Annotated in this window: 15 protein-coding genes and 2 pseudogenes; 14 read left to right on the top strand and 3 right to left on the bottom strand. The window is 61.5% G+C overall.

The features are described 5' to 3' along the window. The first annotated feature begins 94 nt into the window (after positions 1-94). The 7 genes from AC1VWL_RS00950 to AC1VWL_RS00980 all read left to right on the top strand — a co-directional run bounded on the left by AC1VWL_RS00950 (position 95) and on the right by AC1VWL_RS00980 (position 7,931). The gene (locus AC1VWL_RS00950) at positions 95-2,461 is read left to right on the top strand and encodes a DNA translocase FtsK (protein WP_482985414.1); all 2,367 of its coding nucleotides are present in this window, start codon (positions 95-97) and stop codon (positions 2,459-2,461) included. Positions 2,462-2,554: 93 nt separating this feature from the next. Further along, complete coding sequence (gene lolA / locus AC1VWL_RS00955; protein ID WP_481515659.1) at positions 2,555-3,193, top strand: outer membrane lipoprotein periplasmic chaperone LolA; 639 nt, start codon at positions 2,555-2,557, stop codon at positions 3,191-3,193. A gap of 125 nt (positions 3,194-3,318) precedes the next feature. Then, a complete protein-coding gene (locus AC1VWL_RS00960; RefSeq protein WP_481511921.1) occupies positions 3,319-4,614 on the top strand; it encodes a replication-associated recombination protein A in 1,296 nt (431 codons plus the stop codon). A gap of 36 nt (positions 4,615-4,650) precedes the next feature. Further along, entirely contained in the window at positions 4,651-5,037 is a 387-nt protein-coding gene (gene crcB / locus AC1VWL_RS00965; protein WP_296252342.1) for a fluoride efflux transporter CrcB, read from the top strand. 89 nt (positions 5,038-5,126) lie between these two features. Next, positions 5,127-6,167, top strand: a complete 1,041-nt coding sequence (locus AC1VWL_RS00970; RefSeq protein ID WP_482985415.1) for a glucokinase — start codon at positions 5,127-5,129, stop codon at positions 6,165-6,167. A 22-nt stretch (positions 6,168-6,189) separates the two neighbouring features. Beyond that, a complete protein-coding gene (locus AC1VWL_RS00975; protein WP_482985416.1) occupies positions 6,190-7,197 on the top strand; it encodes a glycosylasparaginase in 1,008 nt (335 codons plus the stop codon). Continuing rightward, positions 7,194-7,931 carry a copper homeostasis protein CutC gene (locus AC1VWL_RS00980; protein WP_482985417.1) on the top strand — a complete coding sequence of 246 codons (738 nt, stop codon included), beginning with the start codon at positions 7,194-7,196 and terminating at the stop codon, positions 7,929-7,931. The genes AC1VWL_RS00975 and AC1VWL_RS00980 overlap by 4 nt, the downstream gene beginning before the upstream one ends. A gap of 145 nt (positions 7,932-8,076) precedes the next feature. Here AC1VWL_RS00980 and AC1VWL_RS00985 read toward each other — a convergent pair whose 3' ends face one another. Then, entirely contained in the window at positions 8,077-10,227 is a 2,151-nt protein-coding gene (locus AC1VWL_RS00985) for a TonB-dependent siderophore receptor (protein ID WP_482985418.1), read from the bottom strand. Between the two features lie 351 nt (positions 10,228-10,578). Between AC1VWL_RS00985 and AC1VWL_RS00990 the strand changes: the two genes are divergently transcribed. Further along, on the top strand, positions 10,579-10,935 hold the full coding sequence (locus AC1VWL_RS00990; protein WP_482985419.1) for a hypothetical protein: 357 nt from the start codon (positions 10,579-10,581) through the stop codon (positions 10,933-10,935). A 638-nt stretch (positions 10,936-11,573) separates the two neighbouring features. Continuing rightward, positions 11,574-12,338, top strand: a pseudogene (locus tag AC1VWL_RS00995) (site-specific integrase); the annotation flags it as partial. Here the strand turns inward: AC1VWL_RS00995 and AC1VWL_RS01000 are convergent. Next, positions 12,338-12,843: pseudogene (locus AC1VWL_RS01000) on the bottom strand (hypothetical protein); the annotation flags it as partial. The pseudogenes AC1VWL_RS00995 and AC1VWL_RS01000 overlap by 1 nt on opposite strands. Positions 12,844-13,002: 159 nt before the next feature. Here AC1VWL_RS01000 and AC1VWL_RS01005 point away from each other — a divergent pair. Next, on the top strand, positions 13,003-16,731 hold the full coding sequence (locus AC1VWL_RS01005) for a hypothetical protein (protein WP_482985420.1): 3,729 nt from the start codon (positions 13,003-13,005) through the stop codon (positions 16,729-16,731). Positions 16,732-17,486: 755 nt separating this feature from the next. Here AC1VWL_RS01005 and AC1VWL_RS01010 read toward each other — a convergent pair. Next, entirely contained in the window at positions 17,487-18,236 is a 750-nt protein-coding gene (locus AC1VWL_RS01010) for an AlbA family DNA-binding domain-containing protein (protein WP_482985421.1), read from the bottom strand. A gap of 727 nt (positions 18,237-18,963) precedes the next feature. On the opposite strand from AC1VWL_RS01010, the gene AC1VWL_RS01015 reads away from it, so the two are divergent. The 4 genes from AC1VWL_RS01015 to AC1VWL_RS01030 all read left to right on the top strand — a co-directional run bounded on the left by AC1VWL_RS01015 (position 18,964) and on the right by AC1VWL_RS01030 (position 22,180). Next, positions 18,964-19,788, top strand: coding sequence for an AraC family transcriptional regulator (locus tag AC1VWL_RS01015; RefSeq protein ID WP_482985422.1), 825 nt, complete (start codon positions 18,964-18,966; stop codon positions 19,786-19,788). Further along, complete coding sequence (locus AC1VWL_RS01020) at positions 19,785-20,888, top strand: alpha/beta hydrolase family protein (protein WP_482985423.1); 1,104 nt, start codon at positions 19,785-19,787, stop codon at positions 20,886-20,888. Before AC1VWL_RS01015 ends, AC1VWL_RS01020 begins: the two co-directional genes overlap by 4 nt. 99 nt (positions 20,889-20,987) lie before the next feature. Continuing rightward, on the top strand, positions 20,988-21,533 hold the full coding sequence (locus AC1VWL_RS01025; RefSeq protein ID WP_482985424.1) for an AAA family ATPase: 546 nt from the start codon (positions 20,988-20,990) through the stop codon (positions 21,531-21,533). Between the two features lie 515 nt (positions 21,534-22,048). Continuing rightward, positions 22,049-22,180 (top strand): hypothetical protein, encoded by a 132-nt coding sequence (locus AC1VWL_RS01030; protein WP_482985425.1) that lies wholly within the window; start codon positions 22,049-22,051, stop codon positions 22,178-22,180. Positions 22,181-22,772: the final 592 nt, after the last annotated feature.

Consider the following 22,772-nt stretch of genomic DNA (forward strand, 5'->3'; position numbering starts at 1 on the left):
CAGCCGTACCGCACTGCGCTGTAATTGGGTGAAACCCGACGATCTGTCGTTTAATATCAATCACTAACCGTGCATTTTTAAGGTCTGGTCAAAGGTGGCGAAACAGGTCCCGGAACGCGACAAGAGCCCCAAGGCTGCCGCTGAAGCGCGCAAGTCGGCGGCTGCAGCAGACAATCCGCGTCGTCAAAAGCTGTGGCGTGATCTGGCGTTGATCGCGATCGCGCCGGCGCTGCTGTATCTGCTCGCCAGTCTATTCACATACTCGCCTACCGATCCGGGCTGGTCACAGTCGGGCTCGGTGGTTGCGCCCGTGCACAACATGGGCGGCAAGGTCGGCGCATGGATTGCCGATGTGCTGCGCCAGTTGTTTGGCTATGTGGCCTACCTGATTCCGCTGATGCTGGCGGCGGTCGCATGGATCGCCATGTTCGGCCTGAAGAAGACCGACGAGCGCGGCCAGGATGATCTGGGCCCGGCGCTGCGTCTGGTCGGCATTGTCGGTTTCCTCATTGGTGCCACCGGTTTCCTGTACCTGCGTCTGCCGCCGGGTGATGTTGCCCGCGCAGGCGGCGGCCTGGGCGTGCTGGTCGGCAAGTCCCTGCAGACGGGCTTTGGCCCGGTGGGCAGCAATCTGTTCCTGCTGGTGCTGTTGCTGACCTCGATCACCCTGGCCACCGGGCTGTCGTGGTTCGCGGTGATGGAGAAGATCGGCAAGTGGGTGCTGGCGCTCGGTCCGCTGCTCAACAAGAAGAAAGAGCAGGCCAGCGAGTGGCAGCAGACCCGCGTGCTGCGCGAGGAGCGCGAGGAAGTGCGCAAGGTGGACGCCGAGGTGCGCGCCAAGCGCGAGCCGGTGAAGATCGAGCCGCGCCCGGCACCGGTGATCGAGAAGAGTGACCGCGCCAAACGCGAGACGCAGATTCCGATGTTCCAGGGCGTCAATGGCGACGGCTCGGACATTCCGCCACTGGCCCTGCTCGACGACCCCAAGCCGCAGGCCAAGGGCTACGACGAGCAGACGCTGGAAACCCTGTCGCGGCAGATCGAGTTCAAACTCAAGGACTTCCGCATCGATGCGCAGGTCGTTGGCGCCTATCCGGGCCCGGTGATCACCCGTTTCGAAATCGAACCGGCGCCGGGCATCAAGGTCAGCCAGATCAGTTCGCTGGACAAGGACATCGCGCGCGGCTTGTCGGTCAAGTCGGTGCGTGTGGTTGACGTGATTCCGGGCAAGTCGGTGATCGGCCTGGAAATCCCCAACGTCACCCGTGAGATGATCTTCCTGTCCGAGCTGCTGCGCTCCAAGGAATACGACAAATCGGCCAGCGTGCTGACCCTGGCGTTGGGCAAGGACATCGCCGGCCGCCCCAGCGTGGCCGACCTGGCGCGCATGCCGCACCTTCTGGTGGCCGGTACCACCGGCTCGGGCAAGTCCGTTGCGGTCAACGCGATGGTGCTGAGCCTGCTGTACAAGGCCAGCCCGAAAGACCTGCGCATGCTGATGATCGACCCGAAGATGCTGGAGCTCAGCGTCTACCAGGGCATTCCGCACCTTCTGGCGCCGGTGGTCACCGACATGAAGGAGGCCGGTAACGGCCTGCGTTGGTGCGTGGCCGAAATGGAGCGCCGCTACAAGCTGATGAGCGCGGTCGGCGTGCGTAACCTGGCCGGCTTCAACAAGAAGGTGAAGGACGCCATCGACGCTGGCCAGCCGATGATGGACCCGCTGTTCAAGCCCAACCCGGAGATGGGCGAGGCGCCGCGTCCGCTCGAACCGCTGCCCTTCATCGTCATCTTCATCGACGAATTCGCCGACATGATGATGATCGTCGGCAAGAAGGTCGAAGAGCTGATCGCACGCCTGGCGCAGAAGGCACGTGCTGCCGGCATCCATCTGATCCTGGCCACGCAGCGCCCGTCGGTGGACGTGATCACCGGTCTGATCAAGGCCAATATCCCGACCCGCATCGCCTTCCAGGTCAGCTCCAAGATCGACTCGCGCACCATCCTCGACCAGTCCGGCGCGGAAGCGCTGCTGGGCAACGGCGACATGCTGTACCTGCCGCCGGGCACCGCCATGCCGGACCGCGTGCACGGCGCCTTCGTCTCCGACGAAGAAGTGCACCGCGTGGTCGAGCACCTGAAGGCCAGTGGCCCCACCGATTACATCGAGGGCGTGCTGGACGAAGTGCAGACCATGGGCGATGGCGTGGTGGTCGGCGCCAACGGTCTGCCGGAGAGCAGTAGCAATGGTGGCGATGAATCCGACCCGCTGTACGACGAAGCCCTGCGCATCGTGACCGAAACCCGCCGCGCGTCCATTTCCGGTGTGCAGCGTCGCCTGAAGATCGGCTACAACCGTGCCGCGCGCCTGATCGAGGCGATGGAGGCGGCCGGTGTGGTTACCGCGCCGGAACACAACGGCGACCGCACCGTGCTGGCGCCACCGCCACCCAAGCACTGAACGAAAGGGCGGCATTCAGCGATTGATTGCCGCCCATTCAGTTTGCAAGAGGCAGACTCTGCCTCACCAACGACACAACTATCCCAAGCCGCCATGACTGCATTCCTGCGCCACTCCGTTCTTGCTGTTGCCCTGGCTTGTGCCGGCCTTGCTGCGGATGCCCATGCCGGCGCCCGCGACGACCTGAAGTCCTTCACCAGCGGCCTGCGCGGCCTTGATGGGCAGTTTGCGCAGCAGGTGGTGGATCAGCGTGGCCGGGTCAAGGAATCGTCCAGCGGCCGCGTGGCGCTGTCGGCACCGCGCCAGTTCCGCTGGGAATACACCCGCCCGCATCCGCAGCTGATCATCGCCGACGGCAGCAAGCTGTGGGTTTACGAGCCGGACCTGGAGCAGGCACGGGTCAGCCCGCAGGGCACCGAGGAGCAGAACAATCCGCTCACCGCCCTGATCAACCCGGCACTGCTGGAACAGCAGTACGACATCAGCGAAGAAGCCGCGCCGCGCGACGGCATGCAGTGGCTGTCGCTCACGCCCAAGCGCGATACCCAGGCCAGCTTCGATGTCGCCGCTCTGGGCTTCTCCGGTGGCGCGCTGTCGCGGATGGAGCTGACCGACGCGGTCGGCCAGCGCACCATCATCACTTTCAGCGGCTGGAAGAAGAACCCGAGCTTTGCTGCAGGCACCTTCCGCTTCGTGCCGGGCAAGGACGTCGACGTCGTCGGCGACCGCTGAACCCAAGCCGGGCTTTTGAGACCAGGGCAGGGCGGCCACGCTGCTAGAATGCAGGCGTGGCCAGATCCCGAAATATCTTTCTTGATGAATCTCCCGCCGACCTGCTGACAGCGGACCGGGACAACATGCGTCCGCTCGCCGAGCGCATGCGTCCGCGTGCACTGGACGAGATGGTCGGCCAGAAGCGCTTGCTCGCACCCAACACGGCGCTGCGCCGCGCGGTCGAATCCGGGCGCGTGCATTCGATGATCCTGTGGGGCCCGCCGGGCTGCGGCAAGACCACCTTGGCCCTGTTGCTGGCGCAGTACGCCGATGCCGAGTTCAAGGCGATATCTGCTGTGCTGTCTGGTCTGCCGGATGTACGCCAGGTGCTGGCCGAGGCCGCACATCGTTTCGCCGACGGTCGCCGCACCGTGCTGTTCGTCGACGAAGTGCACAGGTTCAACAAGGCACAACAGGATGCCTTCCTGCCGCACATCGAACGCGGCACGATCATTTTTGTCGGTGCTACCACCGAAAACCCTTCGTTCGAGCTGAACTCTGCATTGTTGTCGCGCTGCCGCGTGCACGTGCTGGAATCTGTCTCGCCCGAAGACGTAGTGGAAGCGCTGCAGCGCGCACTCGACGACAAAGAGCGCGGACTGGGCGAGCAGGAGATCACGGTCTCGGCCGAGTCGTTGCTGGAAATCGCCAGGGCCGCCGATGGCGATGTGCGCCGCGCCCTGACCCTGCTGGAAATCGCCGCAGAACTGGCCGCAGGCGAGGGCGGTGAAATCACCCCGGAAACCCTGCTGCAGGTGCTGGCCGACCGCACCCGCCGCTTTGACAAGAATGGCGAGCAGTTCTACGACCAGATCTCGGCACTGCACAAGTCGGTGCGCAGCTCCAACCCGGATGGCGCCATCTACTGGCTGGCACGCATGCTCGATGGTGGCTGCGATCCGTCTTACCTGCTGCGCCGGCTGACCATCATGGCGGTGGAAGACGTCGGCCTGGCAGATCCACGTGCGCTGGAAATGGCGATCAATGTCTGGAACGCCTATGACCGCATCGGCGCACCGGAAGGCGATATCGCCCTGTCCAACCTGGTCGTGTACCTGGCCAGCACCGCCAAATCCAACGCCGCCTACATGTCGCTGCACGCAGCCCGTGCCGACATCGCCAAGTACGGAACCCAGCCGGTACCGATGCACCTGCGCAACGCTCCGACGCGTCTGATGAAGACGCTGGGTTACGGCCAGGGCTACCAGTACGACCACGATGTCGAAGGCGGCATCGCGCTGGACCAGACCGCGTTCCCGGATGAGATGGGCGAACAGGTCTATTACAAGCCGGTGGAGCGCGGCCTGGAGATCAAGCTGAAAGACAAGCTGGATCGCCTGCGCACCGCCCGCGAGCAGGCCCGCGCGCAGCGCAAATGACCGCCATCCGCCAACCCGTGCCTGGAGCGTGAATCCATGTGGCAGTCCTTCCTGGCCATCGGTATTGGCGCGGCACTCGGTGCCTGGCTGCGCTACGGGCTGAGTCTTTGGTTGAACCCGCTGCACAACACCGTGCCGCTGGGGACCTTGACCGCCAACCTGCTCGGTGGCTACGTCATCGGTCTGGCGCTGGCATTCTTCGCCAGCCGGCCCGAACTGTCACCGCAGTGGCGGCTGTTCATGGTCACCGGGCTGCTGGGCGGCCTGACCACGTTCTCGACCTTTTCGGCCGAAGTGGTTTACCTGTTGCAGCGCCAGCAGCTGGGCTGGGGACTGGTCACAATCGGCCTGCACCTCGGCGGCTCGTTGTCGATGACTGCCCTGGGCTGGTGGACCTGGCGTGCCCTGCGGCACCTGACTTGAGCCCGCTTTCAATGCCGCAGTCGATACCGCATCATGCGCCCACCACAAATTGAGCGTTTCCTGGATATGCAGCAAAAGCGGGCACACGAATGAGCAGACCGGCGTTGGATGACGCGGCCCGCAGCGAAGCAATCCAGGATTCTGAATCGGGGAGCGCCATCATCGGCGCGGATGTAGGCGGCACCTATGCACGTCTTGGCTGGACCCGGCTGGATGCCAACGGTGCGTTGAGCGTCCGGGGTTTCCGCAAGTACACCTGCGCCGAACATCCCAGTCTTGCCGCGATCCTGCGCGATTACGCCGACTGGCTGGCGCGCGAAACCAGCGCACCACCGATCGCACACGCCGTCGTGGCCATCGCAGGCGTGCTTGATGGCGACACGCTGCTCAACACCAACCTGGCATGGCCGGTGTCGCTGGCGGCAACCCGCCGCGACTCCGGTCTGGAAACGCTGGAGCTGATCAATGATTTCGTTGCTGTCGCACAGGCCATGGCGCATGCCGACGCCGACGCGCTGCATCTGATCTGCGGTGATCCTACCCAGGTGGTGCCAGGTCCGGCCGTGGTGCTCGGCCCCGGCACCGGTTTGGGCGTCGCCGTGTATCTGCCTGGCGGTAATCCTTCGGTACTCGCCAGTGAAGCGGGGCATGCGGCGCTGGCGGGTTCCACTGAGTTGGAGCAGGACGTATTGCGCCTGCTGTCGCGGCAGTACACGCATATCGACAACGAACGGATCCTGTCCGGTCCGGGCTTGATCACGCTTTACACCAGCCTGTGCAAACTGCGCGGCAGCACGCCGCATTGGCTCAGCCCCGCCGATCTGGTGGCGGCAGCCCACAGCGGCACTGATGCGCTGGCGACGGAAAGCATCGAGGTGTTCTGTGCGTGGCTGGGCAGTCTGGCCGGCGACCTCGCACTGACCTTTGGCGCGCGTGCGGTTTACCTCACCGGCGGCATCACCGGTCATTTGAGCGGCCCGCTGCATGCCGGTGGCTTCCAGCAACGCTTCCTTGCAAAAGACCGCTTGTCGCAGGCGCTGCGGCACGTGCCGGTCTGGCGTGTGGAACATGGTGAGCTCGGTGTACTCGGTGCCTTGGCTTGGCACGTGGATAAACTCGCAGCACGCTGACACCACCCAGGAGAACCCAGGCATGACTACCCGCAGACAGTTCCTGCAGTCGACCGCGCTGATCGGCGCATTGGGCAGTGCGGCGCCGGGCCTGCTGGCATCGCCGGTCGCTGCAAACGGCGCGCGCGTGGCTTCAACCTGGGACTTCGGCGTAGGTGCGAACCAGGCGGCATGGAAGGTATTGGCTGCGGGCGGCAGCGCACTGGATGCAGTTGAAGCTGGCGCTCGCTGGGCGGAAAGCGAGCTCTGCAACCCAACGGTTGGCCGCTGCGGCAATCCGGATCGCGATGGCGTGTTGAGCCTGGATGCCAGCATCATGGCCGGCGACGGCCGTTGCGGCTCGGTGGCGGCACTGGTCGACATCCTGCATCCGATCTCCGTGGCCCGTGCGGTGATGGAGAAAACCCCGCACGTCATGCTGGTGGGCGAGGGGGCCCAGCAGTTCGCGGTGCAGCAGGGGTTTGAGCGCCAGAACCTGCTCACCCCGGAAGCAGAAAAAGCCTGGCGTGAATGGTTGAAGACCGAACACTACGCGCCGCAGATCAACGCCGAGCGCCGTGGTATTCCCGGTGACAAGGACAACCACGACACGCTGGGTATGATCGCCATCGATGCCAGCGGACAGATGGCCGGCGCCTGCACCACCAGCGGCATGGCCTTCAAGATGCACGGCCGCGTTGGCGACAGCCCGATCATTGGCGCCGGCCTGTACGTGGACAACGAAGTCGGCGCCGCCACGGCGTCCGGCATGGGCGAGGAAATGATCCGCAATGCGGCTTCGTTCCTGGTGGTTGAATTGATGCGACAAGGTCGCTCACCGGCAGAAGCCTGCCGCGAGGCCATCCAGCGCGTTGTCCGCAAACGCCCGGAAGCGAGCCGCACCTTGCAGGTCTGCTTCCTGGCGATGAACCGCAGTGGCGAGGTCGGCGCGTATGCGCTGCACAAGGGCTTCGTCTATGCGGTCTGCGATAGCAGCAGGCAGGACGCGCTGCTTGAGTCCGCGTCGGTGTACACGAGCACGCAGGCATGAGCTCGCGCTATCTGTTGGAGATCGCCTGCAATTCGGCGATGTCGGCCGTGGCCGCGCAACAGGGCGGGGCGAATCGCATCGAACTGTTCGAGAACCTGGAGCAAGGCGGCACCACGCCTTCGTCCGGCAGTATTGCGGTGGCGCGGGATTACCTGCAGATTCCGTTGTTCGTGTTGATACGTCCGCGCCTCGGCGACTTTCACTACGGCGCACTGGAAGCGGAACTCATGCTGCGCGACATCGCGCATTGCCGGCAGCTGGGCTGCGATGGCGTGGTGATTGGCGCTTTGAGTGCAGACGCTGAAATCGACATGCCGTTATGTAGTGAACTGGTCAGCGCAGCCGGGCCCATGGATATCACGTTCCACCGTGCCTTCGACGCAGCCCGCGATTTGCCAACAGCGCTGGAGCAGATCGCGGATCTGGGTATCAAACGCATCCTCAGCTCCGGTGGCCACGCCAGTGCCGCCGAGGGCAGCGCCGTGCTGACCAGCTTGGCAGAGCAGGCTGGGTCACGTCTGGCCTTGATGGCTGGGGCGGGACTCAGCGCCCAAAACATCGCCGAGATCGCCTTGAAGACTGGTTGCGTGCAGCTACATGCCTCGGCCAAAGGGCGGCAGCGGTCCGCCATGCGTTACCAGAACCCCAGGTTGCAGGGCTTGGACAACGATTGGATTCAAACAGAAAGCAGCGCGGTCGCCGCTTTGCGCGAGGCGCTGGATCAGCTGGGCTGATCCGGCGCTCCTTGATGTTTGTCGATTAAAGTGTCGAGTCACTTTAATCGGCGGGTAGCCGCCTCTAGAACCTTTGTGGCTGGCACTTCAAATCAGGTCCGGCAGAGCGCGATGCCCACGGAGACGTGGGCATCGGCGTTTTTGCTTACCAATCGATGCGCAGATCCAGGGATGCGTTGCGAGCCTCGCCGAGCATGTCCAGGTTCCAGTATTTGCGATTGAACACATTGTTGAGGTTGGCGGTCAGCGTCGCGTCGCGACCTGCCACCGTGGTGCGGTACTGGAAGCCAACATCAGTGATCGTGCGTCCCGGGATCAGGATGCGATTGGCGTCTTCGTAATACTGCTCGCCGGAATAGCGGACCGTGCCGTGCAGGCTGAAGCCGCTGAGCAGGGCAGGACGGTATTCGAAATTGCCGACGTAACTACGCGGCGCCGAGCCTGCTGGGCGATTGCCGCGCAATGCGGCGTTCTCCGGCGAGAGATCTTCCAGGCTGGCGTCCAGCCACAAAGCTCCCAGGCCGACATCCAGGCTGTCGGTTACACCGTAGCTCGCGATGGCTTCAAAGCCGCGGTACAGGGTGAGGCCGTCCTGCACCAGGTAGAGCTGGCCATCACGCCATTGGTCGATCTGCGCGCTACGTTCTACCCGGAAAGCGGCGGTGGTGAAGCCCAACCTGCCGCTCTGGTATTTGGCACCGATCTCGTACTGCTTGCTGATTGTGGCGTCCAATACCTGGCCGGCGTTGGCATACGGCGGCTCGTTGTCAAAGCCAACGCGGCCCGCCGGTTCCAGCGACTCCACGTAGCTGCCGTAGATCGACACCGCGTCCACCGGCTTGTAGATCAAGGCAAGCGTGGGTGTCAGTGCCGAGGTGGCGTAGCGCGAGTCCACGGTCGGGTCGCCATCTTTGTCGCGTTGTTCGTAATCGACATAGCGTGCACCAAGTATTGCCTGCCATTTTTCGCCGAAGTGCAGGGTGTCGCTGGCGAACACCGACTTCTGCCGCTCATCCGAGCTCACTGGCGCAAAACTGAAATCCGGAACATGGTGGGAAATGAAATCCTGACGTTGGTAGAGGTTGCCCGAGAAGTCGTTGCTCCAGTAAAACTCATTGCTCCAGCGGTCCCAACTGCGCTGCACCGCGCTGCCAAACACCAGTTCATGGCGGATCGCACCGGTTTCAACGCTGCCGGTGACCAGTACCTGGGCAACGCTGCTGCGCAGATCGGCGCCGAAGTTGTAAACGCTGCCCTCGTAATCGCCTGCCTCATTGAGCAGGTTGCCGAACATCTTGTTGGAGTAGTGCTCGCGCCGGCTGCCGCCAACGGTGAAGTCCACGTTCCAATCCTCATTCACACGCCACTGCAAGCCGGTGGTGGCATTGGTGGTCTTCGCACGGTAGTAGGAGTTGCGGACGCGGACGTTCTCGTAGTCGTAGGTGGGGCGGGGCAGGCGATCGCCTTCGTAGCTATCCCAGTAGAAGTACATCGGCTCGTACTTGAGCTTGTTGTCCTCGCGCAGCAGTTCGGCATGCCACACCAGCGAATCGCCGATCGGCTGCTCCACTGCGATCGCAATCAACTCGCGATCAAGGCCCGCGCCGTTATAGGCGTCGCCACCGTCCTTGGCCAGATTGACGCGGACACCGAACGAATCAGGCCCGTTCAGGCGGGTGCTGGCGTCCACGCGGGCAGACCAGGCGCTGTCGTTGCGCCAGCCGACTGTGGTGGAGAGCATCGGCGTGCTGGTAGGCCGTTTGGTCCGGTAGCTGATGATGCCGCCGGGCGAACCAAAGCCATACATGAAGCCCCCGAGTCCCTTCAGTGCCTGCACGGATTCGACGGCTTCGAGCGGGTACTCGCCGCCCCATTCCATCAGCATCGGCACCCCATCCACATAGTGGTTGCTGACGCCGATGCCTCGGATCTGGGTGCCCCACCAGGCAGTCGTTGCCGAAGGCTCGGCTGCGTAAACCGATGGGTCATTGATGAAGATGTCGCCCAGCGTGGTTGCGCCGCGCTTCTCGATATCTTCCTGCTCCACCACGGTTACCGAGAACGGCGTGTCGAGCAGCCGCTTGGTGCCCAGCGCGCCCGCGCTGGCGTCCAGGTTGAGGTTCAAGCCCAGGCGCTCGCCCTTGACCCGAACGGTGTCGAGCTCGGTTGCGTCCTTGGCAGCTTGTGCGGCGGGAACGGGTTCTGCCGTTTGTGCCTGCGCGTTCAGGCAGGCGGCGGTGAGGCAGACGAACAGGGCGGAATGACGCGGGAAACGCACGCGCGGGAGACGATGCAACAAAGAGATGGCCTTGGCGGGAGTCGCAGATATAAGGAGCAGGGCGGCGGCGGCCTGCCAGCAGTAGCACGGCAGCGATGCTATTGCGAACGCGTCTCAATAGCAATATTTCACGGACATGACGGAAAAACCCTGTTTACGTCGTTACAGAGTCACATCATGGCGATCTGTGCTGTTCAGCGGCGCCTCTGCTGTAATCGATGATCAGTACCGGACCCAAATAAAGTGACTAATCACTAAATTCAAGGAGATCCTGCTGCGGGTCGCTCGGGCTGAGCCAACTCCAGGTTCGATGAAGTCGGCAGCCGTCAGTCCTCGCTGCTCCGGCTCACCTGGGCGCAGTTGAAGGGTGTGATCAATCATTTAAGTGACGAAGCACAAAATGCATCGATTTCTGCAAAGCCTATCTTGGCCCGTCAGGCCGATAGCGATAAGAAAAGCCGTGAGCCCAATCTGCTGGACCAGGCTGGAAACGTCGGGCAGAAGCAATACAGGATGGATTTCCCGGTGCGCAGACCAAGCACTGGCGGCAAAGCCGCTAGCCAGGGTTCTTGGCAGATGGACAGACAGGGCCGAACCATTGAGGGCGCTGATCAGAAAAGTACGCAAGACGTCGGCTGGAATTGGTTGAATCTGAGAGCTGGGCTCGAGATGAGTGCAGCAGATTTTGCGCAAGGCCTTCTGATGGCCATTGTGAATTTTACATAATGTACATTATGCGAAATGACGTAACAAGGCGGCTTCGATGAATCTGGCTCTGGATCACTTCTCACCTACAGCTTGATGTGAAGCAAACGCTCCGTCTGCAACGGACATCCGCGTCATTTGGGCCGGCTGTTGATCGCAGCGAACTTGGGCATTTCCCGCGCTAACTTGAAGCATTTCATGCACTCAGCGTGGACGCTCTCAATGAACTGCAGACAACGTGGTGAACCTTCCAAGGCCTGTGCTTAAGTTGGCTCACCACCAAAGCTACGCAGCGAAGTTGGTGCATGGGTAAAGATGGCGTAAGTGGTTGGTCCATACCGATGCCAAGCAGAAGCCTACGTTTCACCGCACTTCGAAAAATTAGGCTGCCTGATTCGCGAGGAACTGCAGACTCAACGCTGCCCAGATAACGTGGTGCTCTGGCAACGGCCGAATCAGTCACATTTCTAGGAAGTGAGCACCTAGCTGATGCAGCGGAGTTAGAGCACCCGTCAACGCTACGCAGCCAAGTCGGTGCATTATCAATGCAAGCGCTTTTAACTCGATTCGTCTACGTTGCGCGATGAACTAGTTTGCCTTCACCTTCTTGCGAACTGGAAACTTACGTTTGCCACGCAAAGCCGCCTCGATAGCGGCAGGAATCTGTGCAGCGCCGCTCGACCGAGGGCGAGTTGGTTTGGGAGTTGCGGCATTGGGTCGCGGTGCTGTCCACGGCGCACCGGCTCAAGCAAGCGGCCAATCCCTGTGAGCAGTCGGCGATCCGCACCGTGCTCAGTCGCGCGGCGCGGGCTGCGGTCAAGCGCGGCGAGCGGCCGCGCAAGAAGACTGCCATCACCCTGCCCGAGCTGGAGGCGCTGCTGGCCACCTGCGACGATAGTCTGGAAGGGATTCGGGATCGCGCCCTACTCTGCTATGGGTTCGCCAGCGGGGGCCGTCGGCGCAGCGAGATCGCCGCGGCTGACCTGCGCGACCTGCGTCGGATCGGCGAGGCAGGCTACATCTACCGGCTTGAGCACAGCAAGACCCAGCAGTCTGGCGTTACCGCCAACTCGACGCCGGACAAGCCGGTACTGGACCGGGCCGCTCTCGCCCTGCAGGGCTGGCTGGAGGCGGCAGGCATCACCGTGGGGGCCATCTTCCGGCGGCTCTGGAAGCAGCGCGTCGGCCCTACCCTGTCCCCCGCTGCGGTCGGCGAGATCGTGCAGCGACGGGCGCGCCTAGCTGGGCTGGAGGGGGATTTTGGGGGACACAGCCTGCGCTCGGGGTTTATGGCCGAAGCCAGCCGTCAAAGGGGGGCGCTGCCGGCGATCATGCAATTGACCGAGCATAGGTCGGTGTCGAGCGTGATCGGCTACTTCCAGACCGGCGGTGCCACGGTGAACCCCGCTGCTCGCTTGCTGGATGACTGTGCCGTCTCGCGGGAGCGGCCGTTGCCGACCCACAGGACCCGGCGACGGACCGGATCGACCACCACGGTGGCATAGCGATGGCCCTTGTGCAGGACTGGAAGAAACGGGCCACGGCCAGAATGTTGCTGGACTCAAGCAGTTGGCTAACCGCCTCGGCCAACCGGTCGGTGACCCACTGGTAGCGGCCCAGCCAGCTCAACTTCTCCAGCCGCAGACCGCCGTACTGGCCGCACCAGACCCGCCGGCGCGGCACCACCAGCCTCACCTGAAGCGCCATCAGGGGCAGGTCCCGTACCCGGCGCACGGTCGTCTCATGAACCTGGCGGCACCGGCGGCAGCATTGCTCACAGTACATCGTACACGTTGAGGGTTTGAGGTAGATCTTGACGGTCCGACAGTTGTCCTAGGGCCACGCGATAGCCTTCCTAGCCGCCCAGCTTCTCGATCGTCTTCCGGTCCAGCATGAACCTACCCTTGAGTCCTGAACATCAGGCTTCAAGGGTAACGGTGGACAGGAATGGCTCCACGCTAATCCGCGATGAACCCAAAAAAAAGGGGGGCTGTCATATAAGCTGGCGGCAGAGTAATTTTTGCCTCACGTCTGCTTCTCACGGACGATGCATCAGAATGGACGCGTACAGCGAAGCGGAGGCCATGTTTGACAACTAACGATCTTCAGTTCCCAACACCTAGCGAAGGGCAGTTTGAGGAGCTGGTTCTCAATCTGGTTGAGGCAATTTATAAGCCAGCATTGCCGGCACAGCTCGTGGGCCGCCGAGGGCAGCAGCAGAAAGGGATCGACGTAATTGTCCAGAGTCAGGACGGTCGATGGATCGGTGTTCAATGCAAGCGCTACCTGAAGAAGAAGCTGACTGGAAAGATCATTGCAGACGATCTTGAGAGCGCGCATGACGTAAAGCCCCCACTTTCACTGTTCATTGTTGCAACTAGAGCTGATCGCGATGGCTATCTGCAGGAAGAGGTTCGGCAAATGGCCCTGCATGGAAAGCAGGGTGCCGTGCACGTGTGGTCATGGCCTGATTTGGTCGCACTGTTGGACCAGCACGACTTGGCTCACCTCCTCCTTGCTAGTGTCGCGCCAAAGCATCTGCTGCGCGCCTATGAGCAGCAGGTGGGGCCTGTACCATTGGGGGCATCTGCATCACTATCAGTTTCGCCCTCAGCGGACGATCCGTCTTGGCTGGCTGGCATTGGCAAGCTGCTCGCACGGTTCAAGCCATACACGGCACTTGAACAACTAGATGCAATCTCTCCAAAGGCCGGCGACCAAGTCGCGCATACACTCGCAAAGATCCGCTGCCTTGTTGGCGCTGCTGCTTTCCACGAGGCGGTGCAGCTTGTCGATGCGCTGGCGACCCCCACGGCTGCTCAACTTGCGTTTGGCGCGCTTGCTGCTGCCCGCGCCGGCGATCACTCAAAGGCCAGAAAGTGGATTGAGCGTGCCAAAGCATCTACGAGCGACAAGGATCGTAAGCAGGTTTGGTCACTTTTTGTTTCGGTAGTAATGATCGTTGGCGATAGACCCTACGAAGATGTAATTGAGAGCATTCCGGCCGCATTACTCGATGCTCGCGAAGTGGCGCAAGCAATGGGCGACCTAGCAAGCAGCCAAGATCGAGACGAAGAGGCGATCAAGTGGTTTGAGAAGGCCGAAGCACAAGACCCAGGCGGGTCAGTTCCCCGTCAAGTGAAGCTGGCTTCCGCGAAAATAGCCCTGGCGTTCGCGCGCGCGCCCTTCGGCTCGCTCAGAGTGACGCACCCTAATGACATCAGCTTGGCTGAGGCCGGGAGATCGACACTAGCATCCATCGCGAATGACAATGACTTGGCCCAGATCGAGGACCCGCAGGCTCGTGCCGCTCTGCTGAACAACCTGTCGCTGGCCGAATTACTGCTCGGCGATGGAATTGGTGCAATGAAGCATGCCGAGGCGGCACTGCGGGAAGACCTGTCAAACATAGAGATGTGGCAGCGCTACACGTCGATGGCACTGAGGACTCAGCAAGAACTTAATGAAGAGCTGCTTCTGGCAGTTCCTAAGGATGCTGAGCTGCTGTTCAGAGTTTCAGTGCTCTACAGGGTAGCGGGAAAGCATGACCTTGCTCATGCGAGCTTACAAGGCGCGCAGGAGCTTGGGTTTGAGGACGAGGGATTGGAGGCTGAACTTTTCCGCTCGCAACACCAAAGCCCCCTGAGCGGTGAGGCTGCCGCGATCCTAATGGAACTGCTCCGCGGCACCCCGGCAGTACCCTCGGCAGCCTTGGTTCTTGAGTACATTGACGACCCTGCTATGGCACCCGTACGCGAGGACGCGTTAGGCCTCATTCGTCAGATGGCTGACCGAAATGAGCTTTCCGTGGAAGCTAGGGTTCTTGTTGCAGCTATGCTTCGCGACGGGGGGCATGATACGGAGGCCGCTGCTTTCATCCCAGTTGCCGAACAGATGTTGAGCCGCCATGGGCGTCTCGACCCAACAACTGCAGACCTTCTAGTCTCACTCCTCCTAACTCAATGGCGCCACCATCGTGCCGACGCAGTGACTGAAGAATGGGTTGCGGCCTATCCGAACGACATCAGCGCGATTGTTGCTCGGGCGAACGTGCTTACTTCAAGAGGACGGTACGGGGAATTCTGGGATTTTATCGACTCAGTGCTAGAACGCGCCGTTTCTACACCAGCTGTTCTGGAGAATTATGCGCGCGCCTCCATTCTCACTGGGCGTCTGCGCCGCGGCGCGCGACGTGTGCGAAATGTTGAGTTACCTCCGACCAGAACGGCAACTGCGTTCAGACGAGTGTTCTTCGCTCTGAGTGTATTCAGAGATCCAAGGCTTCGGGATCTCCTCACAGAAGGCCTTACCCCGGGGCGAGTTGATGCATCCAACGCGATGGCTCTGCTAGGCCTCGGCCTGCGGCGCTTCCGGGGCTCGCCAAGTCGAAACGCGGGCATTAATACACTAGTGACACTTTCGGCGCCGAATAGATCTCAGCGAACAATTTGGATTGGCTCAACGCCGAGCCCTGTATCTGGTGTTGTCCAGGTCGATCCGAGAGGATCTTGGGCATCCTCGCTCATTGGGCTAAGCGTGGGAGATCACGTCATTCCATCCAGTGGCCCGCTCGCCGGACTCGATGTGTCGGTTGTGGATGTGGCAGACACCGTACAGCTCTTTATGAAGGCATCTCGGGACGTTGCGGTAGGCGTTGGAGTAGCGGAAGGCGGGGCCGATGAGATTTCTGCGCTTTCCACCACTGATATGCTCAATCAGATGAAGGCGATGATCTCAGCGCACGATGCGCAGAGGAATCGCATGCTCAGCATCGCGCATCAACATGGCCTCCCTGCAACCGTAATGGCGTCGCTCTTCAGTAAGCCCGCGCGCACCTTTATTCAGAAGGTCAATGACTGGCGACCGAGTGTTCATAGTGGCACCGAAAGCGATCAGAAATACGACGATCGCATCATCCGAAGCGCAGAAAGATTCGTCATCGACTCCGTCGCCATCATGACTATCGTCCAATGTGAGTGCGAGGAGATAGTTCGAAGCTTTGGTGTACCCGTGATTACACCTCAGACCCTAATCACGCTTCGGCAGTTCTATTATCAAGAGCGCGAGAGCTTGCAGGCCGTGGCTCAGGCCCATGTGGCACCGGGCGGCAAGCTGCAGTTTGTGAAGGTTGGAGCCAAGGAACGCGTGGAGCATGTCAGATACTGGAAGAAAGTCGCTAGATTCGTGGGCAGTTGTGAGACAATTGAGTGCGGGAGCGATGAGTGTCTTTCTGCAGTGGGGCACTACGAGAATGTTGTTGACGCCGGGCTTGTCTCTTCTTTTGCTCTCGCAAGCGAGCGGGACTGGACTGTCCTTTCGGAGGAAAAGGGTGTCCGCGATCTAGCCGCCGAAGCGGGAGTAGCTAGTCGTGCAAGCCTTCAACGGTTGATCGCGGTTTCTGCGGACTTGCGTCCAAACTCTCTCCTGGCCTCGACAAAGGCTCTCGCTACGCTCGCGTCGCTCGGCGGCCACTTTACGGCTATCCCGATGAGCGTTCTGTTCGCGGCTCTTGAGCTCCCAGCTTTCCAAAGACAAGCTGCATTCAAAGCGCTTCTAGGATCGTGCAGAGAAGCAACGATCCAATCAACTTTTCCAATCCTTGCTGCGCTGTACGCTCATAACAAGGAGCGCTCTAGGGCAGATCGAAAGAAATCCCTAAGCTCATCATGGCTGCTGAAGGAGATCACCCGCGCTCTGCCTCGTGTACCGGCTCCGCTAGCTGGACCGCTTAGTGGGTTCATGCTCGAAACATTTCCGGGACGGGCCAATCGGAAGTTCCGTAGGGCGATGTTGAGATGGATAGGCGAAGGAAGCTAGGGGCAACTTCCTTCTCTAGATAGTTGGGCGCATGCCCGGCCTCTCGGGCTCTTGGCTCCTTGTGTTCTCCCGCCTGGCATAGCCGGGCGAGGCGCACACTACTTAGGGGCGTAGACCTGGCCGAATCGGATCGTGGGAGAGCTGCCCTGCCCCGGCTTCGCGCCGACTTGCCCGACCACAGCGAAGACGCACGCCTCGGGGTGCTTCGGGATCAGCTCGCGCAGACGGGCGGCTGCCGTCGCCGGGCTCCCGCGACGTGGGAGTATCCAGCGGCTTCGTGGCCTCCTGCGTGATCACCGCACTGCAGGCAGCTCACTTCGGCGAACGTCTGCCTCTCGACGTGAGTTGCTCCCTCCTGCACCCCGGCCCCAACACCGTGTTCGCGCTTGAGCGTGCGATAGGTGCGCGAAAACTTCTCCACTGTGTGCTTGGCATCGGCCGCCCGAAACGGCTTGTTCTCGGATGCCTTGGAATGCTTGACCTGGACCACGACGACCCGGTCCGTATCCCGGAACGTCGCGGCGGATGCGTAGTACAGCACCGCGTCGCCGATCTCGGTTGCGTCCTGGGAGACCGGTCGCTGGGGGAGAAGCCCTCGATCGTGATGCCGACAAAGCCATCTTGCGGAAGCAGCAAACCCAAGCTTACGAGCCACCCACGCTTCGTGGAACTCATGACCGTCGCAGGAGGCGCGAACGCTTTCGACGCGAACTGGAGATTTTGCCACACAGGGTCCCTTTTTCGTTGAACGCACCCTACAGGTCCAGCAATCGCCAAATGGCCTGCTTCTTCGCTTGGTAGGCGTCTTCGATGAATTCTTTGTGGTCGTCCGACTGAGTATCGTCGAAGCGGCTTTGCTCGTCGCGACTGAACTGGCTCATCCAGCTGTCATTCGCTTCCCGACGCTCATCTAGGACACGCAACTGGGCCAGATGCTTGTCGAGGTCTAAGCTAGGCTGGCTGGAATAGCCCGATTCGATGCGCCGGTTGAGCACCGCCTGCAGCTGCAAGTGGCCGGCTTCGGTGGACGTCGTGCCATCGCGCACGTAGACCACGCTTGTCCGCAGGCCCTCCCCTTCTCTTAGAGCGAGGAACGGCAGGAGTTTAGGATTGTCTTCCACCAGTAAAACCTGGAACGACTTGCCCACCAGCGCTTCGTATTCGGCCGCGCCGAAGGCAAAGTCAAGAATTTGGTACTCCAGCGGCTTGGGCAGATAGCCGCTGAGCGGCGGGATCAGCTGTGCCTTGTCCTTGATGCTCGGCAAGCCGATCGGAGCGAGGCTGCCATCTGCATGTTGCGACACACCCACGACGAGCGCGCCGCCGCCAGAATTCGCCAAGGCCAGGATATGGCGGGCGAGCTTAGGTAGCGCCGGCCAATCGGCTTTGAAGTCCAAGTAGTCGGTTTCACCGATGTTGTGGCGAAGCAGCTCTCGCAGCGCGTCTCGGGTAGGTGCCGTAAAGAACCGGGCAAAGGTTTCGTGTTGTTCTTTGAGAATCGTCATCCTGGGAAAACTCGGTGCGCATCCCAGTATCGGGCATGCGGGGTCAAGGCGAGTCACCGGGCCAGTATGACACCCAACCGAGGGCCACTGCGGCTCCGCGACGCCGGGCATTTGCTCCGAAGCTGCGGGCTTGGCGTCTCAGTTGCTGCGACACGGATGCTTCACATCCCCGGCGGCTGCCGGCGGACATCGACAGGCATTCTAGTGGTCGATGACCGTGGCGGCCGTCAGAGGTTGGCTTTTGGCTTGGTGGCACTCTTCGTCACGAGCCGGTCAAGCAGCTCGGTCATTGGGTAGTCAAGCTACGGCGGCAACGAAAACGGCACACCGAGAATCTCGCACGCGGTCTGACAAAGGGCTTCCGCCGGCGCCCACCCGCGGTGTATTCCTCTTGCGGGGTCTGGCACAGTGTCAAGCACACTGTCGACTCCCCGTAATTTAATGCCATTTTAGTTTGGAGATTTCCTGTTCGTTGACGGCCCAAAACGAACATCCACCCTACCCCCGATAAATCTTCCTTATCACTTGTACAGACGCCGCTGGCATTGATTGAGTTGCACCAACCAATGTCCTGGCGTCGCCGCCGAAAACCAAAGGATGGCACAGCGGCCCACTGACCTCGATTCGCTCAGCTCACCCACACCGCGCAGCAACAGCAAGATCCCGCAAACACCCTACCCCTCGCTGCGTTACGCTCCCACCCAGTCACTGGTACGGAACAGGCATCATGGGTGCGGCACGCAAGGCCTTGTGGTACATCGAAAGCCACTTTGCCGAGAACCCCTCGCTGGCCCAGATCGCCGAGGCGGTCGAACTCTCGCCGTTCCACCTCTCACGCCTGTTCCAGGTCAGTACCGGGACCTCGATGGCGCGCTATCTTCGTGCGCGTCGACTGACCGAGGCGGCACGGACCCTGGCTGCTGGCAGCGAGCCCATCCTGGATGTCGCCCTGGCCGCAGGCTACGCCTCGCATGCCGCGTTTACCAACGCGTTCACCGAGCAGTTCAAGCTACCCCCCGAACAGGTTCGCCGGAACGGTCTGCACGGCCTCGCGCTATTGGAGGCCATCAAGCTCGACGCCCCACCCCTGCCCTGCGAGGTGGAGCCGGTACGTCGCCGGCAGGGCCCGCTGCGTGTGGCGGGCATCCGCGCCCGCCACACCGCCGCTACGGTGGCGTCCATTCCTTCGCAATGGCAGCAGTTGGCGCTGACCCGGGAGCTCGGCAAGGACATTGCCTTCGGGGTCTGCTGCAACCGCGATGGCGAGGGTGCCTTCGACTACATCGCCGGCATTGAGATTGGTGCGAGCGCTGCCTTGCCTTCGCCGTGGCATGCCGTTTCCATTCCGGCCGGTGACTATCTGGTGGCGTGGCATGCCGGCCACATCTCGACCATCCGCTCCACTTGGTACTGGCTGTTGAACGACTACCTGCCCCGCTCTGGCCTGAGCCTCGCCGACGCCCCTGACTATGAACGCTATGACGCCCGCTTCGACGACCGCACCGGGAACGGCGGCGTGGAGATCTGGCTGCCGCTGTCCAACCTGAGTTGATCCAAGGAGACCCATTCGTGCGAGTAGTGCCCTACACATTCTTCCTGCTGACCTGCCTGGTCGCGCCGCTGTCATGGGCGGCTGCACCCTCCCCCGCTGTTGGCGAAACTCATGGCGTGGCCCACACATCCAGCGCAGCAATCCGCGATGCCGGGCACAGCGACCAAGTGCGGTACACCGTGTGGTATCCGGCGCAGCCAGGTGTACAACAGCAGCCGCTGGAGATCGGACCGCCGGGTGCACCGCTGTTCGTGGCGGGGGCTTCTGCCGTCGATGCCCCCGTTGCGCCGGGCCGCTGGCCCGTACTGCTGCTGTCACACGGCAACGGCGGCAGTGCCCGCATGATGGGCTGGTTCGGCACCGCCCTGGCGCAATCAGGGTATGTAGTGGTCGCGGTAGACCATCCCGGCAACAACGGTGTGGACGCGATGACTGAAGCCGGAAGTATTCTGGTGTGGAACCGGGCCGATGATCTCGCTGTGGTATTGGCTGCAGTGCAGGCCGACCCGGTGCTGGCTCCGCATGTGGATGCGGGCCGGCTGGGGCTGGTGGGATATTCGGCAGGTGGGTTCACCGCATTGGTGGCTGCCGGCGCGCGGCCGGACATGTCCCGGTTGGCCGCCTTCTGCAAGGCATCGCCGAAGGACGGGGTATGCATGCCCCAGGCCGAGAATCCGGAGATGACCCTTGAGCGGCGGATGGCGGCGGCCGCTACGCCGGAGCTGGCACCTTGGGTAGCCAGGTCGGCGGAGGATCGCCGCATTCCCAACGTTCGCGCTGTGTTCCTGATCGCACCGGCGATTGTGCAGGCATTCGAACCGGGTGAGCTCGCACAGTTGGAGGCTCCGCTGTCGGTGGTTGTGGGCGAGTCCGACGCGATTGCCTCGCCTGCCAGCAACAGCAAGGTCATTGCCGAGGTGAATGACAAAACGCGACTTCAGGTAATCCCTTTGGTAGGTCACTACGACTTCCTTGCCGACTGCACGGAACTGGGCCGTGAGCGGGTAGGAAAGCTGTGCGAGGTAAAGGCCGACAAGCAGGCTACGCATCAGGCAGCTATCCAGCAGGCCAGTTCGCTGTTTGATTCCGCCCTTCGGTAGGTGCACCTTTGAAGCTCCAAGGCGATGTCCGCTCGAGGCCAGAAGCGGGCATCCAGCAACGTATAGAATGCGCGCACTACGTCGCGCGGATAGCTCGCATTGACTGGCAGGAACTTCCATGTGATTACAGGCGCTTCAGGGGGCGGGAAGTCGACCCTGGTAGGTGCGCTGGGCGAGCTCGGCTACTCAGTGATGCCCGAGAGCGCTCTCTCTGTCCTGCAGGAACAGGAGCAGCGCAGCGCTTCCCCCTTGTCGAAAGCGAACCTGCAGGCATTCATGGAGGAAGTGCTCGAGCGAAGCATTCGGGCCTACGATGCCGCCCAGCTGCTGACCCCGCCCGTGTTCTTCGACCGGGCGCTTCCAGAGTGTCTGGAGCACATGCGCCTTCTCAACCTTGAGATCAAGCCGGAGTTCGAGGCTTGGCTGGATCAACGCCGATACGCGGATACCGTGTTCGTCGTGCAGCCGTGGCCGGAAATTTACGTTCAGGACCGCTGGCGGACGGCCGACTTCGCAAGGGCATCGCGATCTTTCGAGCCCACCGTCGCTGCTTATACCGACAGAGGCTATGGCATGCGGATTGTTCCTCAAGTGTCGGTCGAGGAACGAGTAGCGTTTGTTCTCCAACACACAGGGGTCCGCTAACGGCCAGGAGCAGGCGGTCGCGACTCCGGAATCAAGCCGACTCGCGCGGCGAGTTCGGCTTGAATGAACCCTGGGGCCGCATGCTAATCACTGCAGCCAGCCGGAGTCGTATACCCGACCTTTGCTCGAAGTGATAACTGCTCTGGTGTGCAAAGAATAGCCTGTCTTGTCCCAAGGGGAAGGAGTCGCGTACAGGAACAGCGACGTCACATCATTGCCAGAGAACCCGTGTTTTTCTAGTAGCGCTGTAGCAGTGAGCTGAAGGGTCGTTAGTGCCAAGCGGAGAGGCTCAAGCTCACCGGCGTTCGGTGGGTACGGCGCCTGGGCCAATAGATCAATTTCTGTCGTGTCTGCACCTGCGGAACGAAGTGCCTGGGCTAAGTGGGGAGAAATGCAGCTAAGACCACTGCCAGCATGATGCGCAAGGTTGTGAGCTACACCTGCTAGTGTGGACATCTTGCTCATAGCGAACCAACCCCGGAATCAAGCTGCGCCGCGTAGCGGCATTGGCTTGAATGATTGAAAAGGAAACCCCCATCGCTGAGTACAACCGCTCGGTCTTGAAGAACCATGATGGCGTTCAGTTAGGCGCCGCAACGCGGGCGCCACGCTTAAACAAGACCTTGAGTGGCGTGCTGCTGCAATGACTGTAAACAAGGAACTCGCCCTCGGGGTAGCCGGCGACGAATGTGCCCTTCCATTCAACACAATCCATAGATGGTTCGCCGAACAGGGTGCCATACGCTCTTCCCGAGAAAGCGACGCCAGACTGGTCGCGAGCAAAAGACGGGACAACGCTCCTGTCCAAGTGTTCCGTCTTTAGACGGGACTCGTGCGTCCCGTAAACCGGCTCGCAGCCTGCCAACGCGATGAGTCCAACTACCAGGAAGCGATGACCTCTCATTAGGAGCCTAACGCCCGAGCTAGGCCGAACCGCGACACGGCGTCGGCTTGAGTGAATTGTTACGCACCGGCCGTATGTGCCGTAAGCCAGCTTGTGAATGAGTTTAGCCGCGTAGAAAGACCGACTATGTCCCCGCAAGAGCCAGCCTCTGAGAACACGAGCTGCTGAGACGACTGATCAAGAACTAGTATGTCAAGACAGAAGGCATGATCCCAGACTGCAATGTCCACGAGGTACTCGGGAGTCTCATACCAGGCCGAGAGGGTCTTGGCGTGAGCATCAGTGACCTCAAACTTGAGCTGCTTTAGGGAAAGTTGCTCGTAGTTCGCGGCTAG

The organism is Stenotrophomonas sp. STEN063 (genome assembly GCF_056854515.1).